The organism is Bacillus sp. B2-WWTP-C-10-Post-4, assembly GCF_009183805.1.
Lineage (GTDB): Bacteria > Bacillota > Bacilli > Bacillales > Bacillaceae_G > Bacillus_A > Bacillus_A cereus.
In genome coordinates this window covers 1-9327 of the sequence record NZ_WEII01000138.1, presented here as the reverse complement: position 1 = coordinate 9327, position 9327 = coordinate 1, and the positions used below count along the sequence as shown (strand labels likewise).

Here is a 9327-nt window from a genome sequence, read left to right as displayed (position 1 = left end):
ATACATATTCATGAAAATAGAAGAAGTGAAATTGTACGTTTAGATACAATTCGGCAACAAACTAACTGTTTTCTTGTACATTAATAGACAACTACTGCAAGAGTTATAGTTTTTATGTTTTCATTTATCTTTTTAATCAGATGAATGCTTTTTTTAGTACATAATAAAAAATATCCAGAAAAACTGTCACAAAATCCGTTTTTCTGGTTTCTCTATAATACAGGTATCAAATTGAAAGTGAGGTTTAAACGAACATGTTAACCATAGAAAATGAAGAAAGTCATGCTTCTGATATGACCTTTGAAGATTTATTTAAGCAGTACTATGCTTACGCTGTGAAACAAATCATCTGGATTGTTAAAGATCAATCTATCGCTGAAGAGTTAGCACAAGAAGTATTTTTACAATTATATCGTAGTGATTGGAAAGGAATTGAAAACATACCTGGATGGTTGATTAAATCTTCTACTTATGTAGCCTATAACCATTTTCGATCTGAAAAAAGGCAGCAAGCGAAGATTGATAAAGAAATACAATACCATGAAGTACAAAATGTTTCATCATTAGACGATGATTGGATAAGAAAAGAAGAAATTACAAAGGTCCAAACGATACTAAATAAAATGAATGATCGAGAACGAACCCTTTTACTAATGAAATTCTCTGGTTTTCAATATAAAGAAATTGCAGAAGTACTTCAAATTGAAATATCTTCTATTGGAACATTATTGGTCCGAGCCAAAATGAAATTTCGCAAGATTTATAAACAAATGGAGGAGGCATAACAAATGAAATGTTATGATATCGGGTTTATTCAAACATATATTGATGGAGAACTTTCTCATGATATAAGAAAGGAATTCACAAAACACCTAGATACATGTGAAGCATGCCAAGATTTATTAATAGAAATTAGTAAATTAAATCAATGGGAAAACGTAATGCTAGATGAAGAATCTGCAAATTCACCACAAGAAATCAAAATTGATATAGAACAAGCATGGAAAACATTTGAAAGTCGTTCCAAGTTAGACAATGTTTCTAATATAAATCACAAAAAACAACAAAAGAAGGGACTCTTTACAAACATGAGTAAAAAATCAAAACGTTTCATTTATACAGCAGTAGCTGCAGCAGCACTTTTTACAGCAGCAATGATTCCACAAGTACAAGTGGCGGCTACAAATGTTGCCTCGTATTTTTCTAATGCAGTTACAAACGATAAGGTTGTAAATGAAGGAATAAAAGATGAAAATGGTATCACACAAGATATGATGAAGAATGGTAAATATATTCCTATTGATGAAAAAATTACAGATCAAGGTATTACTGTGCACCTCAAAGAATTATATATATCAGATTTACGTATATCAGTTCATTATAGAATGGAAAAATCTGATGGAAGTTTAGTACCCTTTGAATTTGATACATCAGGATTAGATCTTGAGAATGATGGTAAAATTGATGGGCAACAAGAGGAGAACCCTGAGATTAAAAATGACGGGAGACTATCATTTATCCATGATTCAGATGATTATCTTCCTTTTGAACTTATGGCAGCAGGTAAAAAATTAAATGATATAGGTATTCGTGATAATGATAGACCCGAAGGTGTTTCTACATTTGTTATAGTTAATGAAGGAAGAGACGATTTTAAACAGCCCCTTACTTTAGATGTAAATATAACTAGAATTGGAAAAGTAGTTGGATCTTGGAAAGGCCAATTTCAAATTGATACTTCACATTTGAAAAATAATACGAATTAACATGAAAAGAAGAATAGAACAATATGTATTTAATGCTCAGTTTATATGTTTCCTTGTTTTCGTTACATTTATTTCTTATATAGTTTTTATTTTATCTTTTATTTATGATTTAAGTTTATAACCTTAAATCAATCATTTAAGACCATTATAAGAAAAAGCCCTCTAAAAAAGTAGGGAAATAAATAACCGGTTTCTTAACGTATAAGGAATCGGTTATTTTGTATTTAAAATGCGTCTAGACGTACAATTTTCTTTTTTGATATAGTGACCTCCAATACATCATTGTCCTTCTCTAATCTCATATCTATTTTAAGAAGAGTCATTTACAAATTCAAAAAAACCCTCAAAGCAGCTACTTTAAGGGGATTTCTCCTATCATCTTCTCTCTTCATACAATCGATTTGCTTTATACGAGCAAACGAAAAACATACATGTCGCAACGGGGATAAATATCAAAAAAAGTCCTCTCATTAATGCAAATGGCGTTTCAAATAAGAACGACCATAGAAATGATGCACCTTGCTTATCCCATAATCCTGGCGTCAAGTATAGTTCTTTCGGATTTACAAAGGCTCCTAAATTCATTGTATTACTATACATAAATAAAAATAATATCGGCAAATAACAGATCGCTAATTCTAAAAATGTTTTAGATAGACGCTTATACTTCCCTGCTCGTGACATTGGATCTGAAAAAATGTCATCTTCACTTTCTTCATCTACCTTTTTAAAATATTGCGTACCTGACCACCGATTACCAGCTATATGCTCCCAACCACTATCTTCAAATAATGTGCAGTAATTAATAAAATCACTTTTTCTACTAAATACTCTATGGTCTATTTTAATCGTCGCATCTTCCGGTTCTGTATATCTAAATGTATAACCAAATGTATTGCTTTCTAGTTGATAGCCTTTCCAAGCCATCTCTTCTAACCATTTTTCCTCTTTCTCAAAGTCTAAAAAGAATTTTAATCTCCACATCATCGTTTCCTCCTAACTATACGTGTAATAAACTTTTTGTAACCGCAATAATGTGCTGCATTCTCATAAAATCTAAATGCAATACTTCTTTCCCGCGTTCCGTAATGACATACACTTTTCTTCTTTTATCTTCACTTTTTACCGATTCTATTAACCCTTGTTTTAATAAATTTTCCACCGCACCATACAATGTACCCGCTGCGATTTTCACTTGATGATTACTCAGTTCCTCCACCTTTTGCATAATTAAATATCCATGAGCTGGCTCTAATAAAGCTAAAAGAACGTAATACGTTGTTTCCGTTAATGGTAAATTTTTATCTCTATTCATAAAGACCTCCAATGTAACGATAACTATATAGCTAAACTATATAGTTAAACTGTATAGTTTAATTTTATACAGTCAGACTGTATATGTCAAATGTAGGAATAACTTTATAACCCAAAACAAAAACGCTACCTTTTTAAAAGATAGCGTTTTTGTTTTACCCTTGCTTATTCTTCGCCTTCATTTGCTCTTCAAGAGATTTTTTTTCAGTTTCTAACACACTCATATCACTTTTCAACTTTTGCGTTTCTTCAAAATGTTCATCTACTAATTTATTATATTCTTTCTCAGAGTACATTTTTTCACTGGTTGATGTCGTTTTCTCTTTCGTAACAACTACATTAATAATTACAAATAAGGCTACAATTCCTATTAACACAGCGAAAATCTTCTTTTTATTCATGATTAATCCTCTAAAATGTAAAATTCCAAAAATTATCATAACAGACCAATTCGCTTTCACCTGTCATATTTTGTCGAATCAATATAATAAAAAAAGCATCTGAAACAGATGCTTTTTCTCATTCTTAATACGTAAACGTAATCGTCACTAAAGAATACCCTTCTTTCGCATTGTAAGGCTCCGCTTTATAAGAAACACGGTTGGACCCTTGCGGATAACCGATTTCCCCAATTGCATTTTTCACATCTTGCAGCGCACCGTTCATTGATTGCTTATAAAGTACTTCTATCTTTTCTGGCTTTGCACTATAACGCTGCTGCATTTTATTTTTTAATTCAGTATAGTTATTTGCAATATATTCATTTCCTAAATAGTTTAACTTTGTATCTTTTAATATTTGCTGATATGCAGACGTTTTCGTACTACCTGCCGCAATTTTATTTGTCAGTGTACTATAATAATTTGTTGTAGCTTGCGGATAGTCTCCACGGTTCCACTCATGATTTCTTGCGATTTGTTCATCTGATAAATTGAAATACGAATACGTTACGCGGCCCTGCTCATCTGGAACCGGATCATCGAATGTTGTATCAAGGTGATACCATTTGTTTTCGATTTTCACTAAATTCCAAGCATGAGGTTGTCCGTCCCCAGTTCCTGTCACGAAATGATTTTCAATTCCTGCTTCTTTTAATAATTGATAAGTTAATAGTGCGTAACCTTGGCAAACCGCAGAACGATTTACAAGTGCTTCATATGCTGTGTAAGCTTTATAAGACGTATCATAAGAAACATGCTTTACTACGTAATCATGAATCGCCTTCACTTTTTCGTGATCATCCATTCCAACTTGAGTGATAGAAGAAACGATTGCTTTCGCTTGTTTCATGACATATTCCGTCTGTTCTTTCGTTTCACGATATGTAATCTTAAGCGTAAACGTATAATTTCCAGGTGATCCAGAAAGTCCATATGAAACATTCGATCTATTATTATTTGTATACTCATTTTTACTTGCCACTTCTTTATATGCGTTAAAAAGTGTATTCATCACTTCGTCTGTATTATTATTTTTCGTTTTATATGGCAGTGTAATATTTGTCTCGTATGTATTAATACGCTTTTGTACTTCCTCTTTAAACGCTGTTAATAATGCCGCATCTCCTGTATCTTTCACATCAGCATTTTTATACTTCAAAGTTTTATATAAAAACTGCGCATACTGTTCACGTGTTACTGTGCCATACGGTTCAAAATTCCCGTTCCCTGTGCCATCTGCGATTCCATTTGACTGCACCGCACTAATTGCATTTTCTGCCCAAAATGGATTTGGAACATCCTTAAAGGTATGTTTTTGTTTTGCCGCAAGATGGAAAGCATTCGTAAGAATTTGTGCCATTTCTGCACGATTCACAGAAGCTTTCGGTCTAAATTGGCCATTTTCATCACCTTTAAAAACTCCTAAATTTGTTAAAGTTAATACCTCTTCTGGGAACATTGTAGAACTTTGATTAATATCACCGTAAGGATTTTTAAACGTAGACCCATCCTTTAATACGTAACGAGTTCCATCATTACTAAATGAACCACCTTGTTTATTCGGTACTAACACTCGATAAATTAAAGCCGCAACTTGCTCCCTTGTCGCAACATCTCCAAAACCAAATATCCCATTTCCATAACCGGAAATAATATTTTTACTCGCTAAATCTTTAATCGCAGGATATGACCAATGTGATGTCGGCACATCAGAAAAAACACCCACTTCAGCAGCTTTTACATCGCTGCCATTTGTATATAACAACGCACCACCAATAAGTGATAATGATGTAATTGATTTTAATAGTTTTGTATACATAATGTCTTCTCCCAATACGCTCTCTATTTTTGTTGGTTTATGTCGAAAAATCTAAAAATATGACAAAATATATTATACAATTAAAACTTTTTAAGGGATATATTAAATTTTAAAATATGCAAAAATTCATATTGTTATAAGGATTCATAGTGATATTATGTTATTTTACTTGCGAATATATAAATAAAAAAACGCTCATTTGAGCGTTTCATCTATATACCTAATAATTACTTTTTTCTACACTTCGAACTCTTCTTCTGTAATAATCCTTTGATCTAACAACTCTTTATACTCCAATATTTCTTTAGCCCCACGGCTCTCCATGCGTATATTGTATAACACTTTTTGTATTGACCTTTGATTGGTCCGTTGAAAGATTTACTCCATTTAGAAATAGTTCTATTGAATTTTTCACCACTAGCCACAAAAATATCTTATAATCTTTATATAATAAACTACAGTATTAGGAGTAGATAAAATGCCAGTTACACTCGAACTTATTCTTTTCATTCTTATAGCAATTAGTGCTGTTGGCTATTTAATAAAAGAATTTCAAAAAACTAGGAAACGAACACTTGGAATTTCACTAGAATTTTTAGTTCTTTTCTGGTCAATATGGAGAATATCAACTCTCATAATCTAATTTATAAAACATGAATTCCTTCGAATGAAGTGAAACTTTAATCAGTGGGAGTTTTATTCATCCCCCACTGATTATTAGTTAAACCAATCGGGATTTTACGGGATAAATTTACCAGTATTTTTACCACAACATTCATGTTAAAATCCCTTGTGAGTACGACATAACTCGACCTTATGAAGCTCCGCAGCTTTTATCGCGGAGCTTTTTTTATTTAAATTAACGCTTTTGTTCACTTTTTTGATACATTTACGAAACATTCATATGTTACGTTATATAAGTCCTTTTTTAAATCATATTCATTCTAGTAAAAAGTCCTAGTCTCCTTAGGACTTTTTGCATTCAAATAATGAGTTGTCTTTTTTCTCAATAACCAAAGCTATTTAACATGGTAAAATAATAATTGGACTGGCATCCAATACCATATTACAATGGAGCAAATCGCAAGAAGGCACCTTAGGGTGTCTTTTTTGTACATAAAAAAATCTTACCATCTTATAGAAACGATAAGCCCTTTAAAACAATAATTGCAACTATATTAACTTTACATTACATTAAGGTTAGAGAATGTTCTTATATTAATAAAGTGCTAAATAGTAGGTGAAAAAATGGAATTTAACGATTTGGGTATTACCATTAAAGAACTTAGAATTAAAAAAAATATATCACAATCCGACTTATGTCACGGAATATGTTCACAAAGTCAAATTAGTAAGATCGAAAAAGGTGTGATTTATCCATCTAGCATATTGTTATATCAATTATCAGAAAGACTCGGTGTTGATCCAAATAGTATATTTGCACTAACTCAAAACAAGAAATTAAAATATACAGAAAATGTAAAATACGTAATGAGGGATTGCATAAGGCAACATCAATATAAAGAGCTTTATGAAATAGTAACAAGAGAAAAATACACAAATAATTTTCAAACAAAAGAAGATAAACAATTTCTAATATGGCATGAAGCAATTGCTATATATTGTGTGAATAACTCAACAAAAGTGGCTTTAACTCTTTTAAATAATGCACTAAAACTAACTGTAACCAATATTGATTTTTTATCAGAGAGAGAAATAGATATTCTACATACAATGGCTATACTTCATGCAGAAAACAAAGAATACAAAAAAAGTATTACTATCCTTAAAAGATGTTTAAATAATTTTAACAAATTAGATTTTCCTAGAGATAAAGAAATTAAATTGAAAATCATTTATAATTTAGCAAAAAATTTAAGTTACACATATCAATACGAAGAAGCAATAAAATACATTGATAAGGGTATCCAATTAGCTATTAATCTAAATACTTTTTACTTATTGGGTGAACTATACTATGGAAAAGGTTCAAATTTATTAAAGCTTAAACAATATAATGAAGAAGATGTTGCTAATAACATGAGAAAATCATTATTTATATTTGAATTAACAAAAAACGAAAAAAAATTACAAATAATTAAAGAAGAATATTTCGAAAACAAAAATAACCACTTATAATTTCTTAAAAACTACTTATAAAACTCACAGGAAAAATCCCAATAGTTTTTAAACTTAGAACCATATTATTGTTTTAATTCAGAGGAAGGCACCTTAGGGTGTCTTTTTTTATTTTCAAAAGGACCTGCTCAATTAATTCTTAAAAACATACTAAGAAACATTGTTTTATTTATCCCATTTTCATTCATGCTATATAAAATTCGTTAATAAATCCACCTCAAACATATTTATATGCATTGGAGTATGTTTGAGGTGGAACTCCTTCAAATACCAGTTCCTTTTATAAGCCGTTTTTTTGATGTAGATGACATTATTCTCAATACAATAGAATGAATTATTGGAACATACTTAGCAATATATATCAAAAAATAATATTAAGAAAACCCCTCCACCTTAAGGTAGAAGGGATCTTCTAATTTCTATTTCAAGCTACCCAAAATTTCTGTAAAGGTACCCTAAGCGCATGTGTATCTGGATATCCTAAACTTCTTTCACCAACTACCGCTCCTCTGCCGAATGACCTTTCACCGATAGATTATATGCCGTGAAGTGCTACTTGTAACATTTCAATTTAGATATACGACAGTAAAGAATACATTATCACAGTGTCAGCAAGCAAAAGTGTATTCTGCATTTCTGAAAACAGTAGATGGCAGATTGTGACCTACTGAATCTGCTAAGAAAGAATATACAAGAACATCCTTAACATCCTCTTTATTTCCACTAATGATGACATCAAGGAAATCTTCTATTTGAAATTCTGGAGTAAACAACACAATCTTAGTTGTTCTGTTTGGTTCTAAAGAAACAAAAGTACGAGAGATTTCAACTAATTCATTTTGAGTTGGGAAAAAGGTGTTTCGACTTCTCTTAACAGTTACCGTTACATTACTAGTATGGCAGCGTGAATCATTGTTTAACATAATGTTGAGAGCAGTTGGAATAATCCCATTTTCAGAAACTGGAACTCGAAACACTCCAGTAGATTTATGAGCCATATAATCAGATCCTTCCAAAATAAAATATATTTACAATATATTAAATGCAAAAAACGTTCATTTTGATATGGACAAATTATGTAATTAATATATTTATAATAACCCTTGGTATTACTAAGCCAATGTTTTAAAAGATTAACAAATAATTACCTCTGCAAATTTAGAAAATATCTACACTTTTTACAAACATTATTACAATTAGATAAACTAAAGCAATATCTCATTAACAAAGGGACTCCATAATTGGAGTCCCTTTGTTAATGAGATATTAAAAATGATCAGCATGTGAATATTGTATAATTTCTTCCTTTTTTAGAGCATGTTGTGTATCACCTGTATTGTTACTAAATGATAATACTATCACTAATCCTAACGTCGCTAATACAAGCTTCTTCATTATTTTAACGCCCCTTTGCTTAGTAGTAGTTTTTGTTTCGCTTCGTAACATACATCGAAATAATCACTAACTTTTTCATGCTTATTCAATTTGCTGCGACAACATCATTTGATAAAAATCATTAAGTTGTTGCATAACTGCTTCATGCATTAAAATATTTGTGCTCATATCACTACGTCCTCCTCAACTACTTCCATCCCCCTAAATATTACCATTATTCTGTATATTATATAATAGTTCAACCTGCAATTGTAAATCGATAAAAAACAACAGAATATTCTGAATCAAGAGAAGGGATTGGCTAACAAATGGTTACTGTATAAAAAATAAAAAACTTGTGATATTGCTTTTATCATATTTGCTCTTATATATGGTTCTGTTACAAAGTTTGCTAAGTTAATATAAACTCTAGAAAAAATGAATAAAGATCACCACAGCTGAGCTATCTTTAATC

Annotated in this window: 8 protein-coding genes and 1 pseudogene; 3 read left to right on the top strand and 6 right to left on the bottom strand. The window is 30.9% G+C overall.

Annotated features, from left to right (window positions below):
- The first annotated feature begins 254 nt into the window (after positions 1 to 254).
- Positions 255 to 785 carry an RNA polymerase sigma factor SigX gene (locus GBN78_RS26760; protein WP_000955505.1) on the top strand — a complete coding sequence of 177 codons (531 nt, stop codon included), beginning with the start codon at positions 255 to 257 and terminating at the stop codon, positions 783 to 785.
- A gap of 3 nt (positions 786 to 788) precedes the next feature.
- A complete protein-coding gene (locus tag GBN78_RS26755; RefSeq protein ID WP_000650406.1) occupies positions 789 to 1766 on the top strand; it encodes a DUF4179 domain-containing protein in 978 nt (325 codons plus the stop codon).
- A 375-nt stretch (positions 1767 to 2141) separates the two neighbouring features.
- Here the strand turns inward: GBN78_RS26755 and GBN78_RS26750 are convergent, their stop codons facing one another.
- The 4 genes and pseudogenes from GBN78_RS26750 to GBN78_RS26735 form a co-directional block, all read right to left on the bottom strand.
- Entirely contained in the window at positions 2142 to 2753 is a 612-nt protein-coding gene (locus GBN78_RS26750) for a DUF2812 domain-containing protein (RefSeq protein WP_002060866.1), read from the bottom strand.
- 13 nt (positions 2754 to 2766) lie between these two features.
- Positions 2767 to 3081, bottom strand: coding sequence for a PadR family transcriptional regulator (locus GBN78_RS26745; RefSeq protein WP_001078063.1), 315 nt, complete (start codon positions 3079 to 3081; stop codon positions 2767 to 2769).
- Between the two features lie 175 nt (positions 3082 to 3256).
- Positions 3257 to 3481 (bottom strand): annotated as a pseudogene (locus GBN78_RS26740) (hypothetical protein); the annotation flags it as partial.
- 124 nt (positions 3482 to 3605) lie between these two features.
- Positions 3606 to 5339 carry an S-layer homology domain-containing protein gene (locus GBN78_RS26735; protein ID WP_000288179.1) on the bottom strand — a complete coding sequence of 578 codons (1734 nt, stop codon included), beginning with the start codon at positions 5337 to 5339 and terminating at the stop codon, positions 3606 to 3608.
- A 1248-nt stretch (positions 5340 to 6587) separates the two neighbouring features.
- Here GBN78_RS26735 and GBN78_RS26725 point away from each other — a divergent pair.
- Positions 6588 to 7478 carry a helix-turn-helix domain-containing protein gene (locus tag GBN78_RS26725; RefSeq protein WP_070183663.1) on the top strand — a complete coding sequence of 297 codons (891 nt, stop codon included), beginning with the start codon at positions 6588 to 6590 and terminating at the stop codon, positions 7476 to 7478.
- 608 nt (positions 7479 to 8086) lie between these two features.
- On the opposite strand, the gene GBN78_RS26710 is transcribed toward GBN78_RS26725, so the two are convergent.
- Together GBN78_RS26710 and GBN78_RS30925 are read right to left on the bottom strand one after the other, a co-directional pair.
- Complete coding sequence (locus tag GBN78_RS26710) at positions 8087 to 8476, bottom strand: hypothetical protein (RefSeq protein WP_000940659.1); 390 nt, start codon at positions 8474 to 8476, stop codon at positions 8087 to 8089.
- Positions 8477 to 8744: 268 nt separating this feature from the next.
- Positions 8745 to 8873: a hypothetical protein gene (locus GBN78_RS30925; protein ID WP_000737558.1), complete on the bottom strand. Its 129-nt coding sequence runs from the start codon at positions 8871 to 8873 to the stop codon at positions 8745 to 8747.
- Positions 8874 to 9327 lie beyond the last annotated feature (454 nt).

Excerpts from the sequence above, each read along its gene's own strand:
- GBN78_RS26760 (WP_000955505.1), top strand. The coding sequence starts at position 255 with ATGTTAACCATAGAAAATGAAGAAAGTCATGCTTCTGATATGACCTTT.
- GBN78_RS26755 (WP_000650406.1), top strand. The coding sequence starts at position 789 with ATGAAATGTTATGATATCGGGTTTATTCAAACATATATTGATGGAGAA.
- GBN78_RS26750 (WP_002060866.1), bottom strand. The coding sequence starts at position 2,753 with ATGATGTGGAGATTAAAATTCTTTTTAGACTTTGAGAAAGAGGAAAAA.
- GBN78_RS26745 (WP_001078063.1), bottom strand. The coding sequence starts at position 3,081 with ATGAATAGAGATAAAAATTTACCATTAACGGAAACAACGTATTACGTT.
- GBN78_RS26735 (WP_000288179.1), bottom strand. The coding sequence starts at position 5,339 with ATGTATACAAAACTATTAAAATCAATTACATCATTATCACTTATTGGT.
- GBN78_RS26725 (WP_070183663.1), top strand. The coding sequence starts at position 6,588 with ATGGAATTTAACGATTTGGGTATTACCATTAAAGAACTTAGAATTAAA.
- GBN78_RS26710 (WP_000940659.1), bottom strand. The coding sequence starts at position 8,476 with ATGGCTCATAAATCTACTGGAGTGTTTCGAGTTCCAGTTTCTGAAAAT.
- GBN78_RS30925 (WP_000737558.1), bottom strand. The coding sequence starts at position 8,873 with ATGAAGAAGCTTGTATTAGCGACGTTAGGATTAGTGATAGTATTATCA.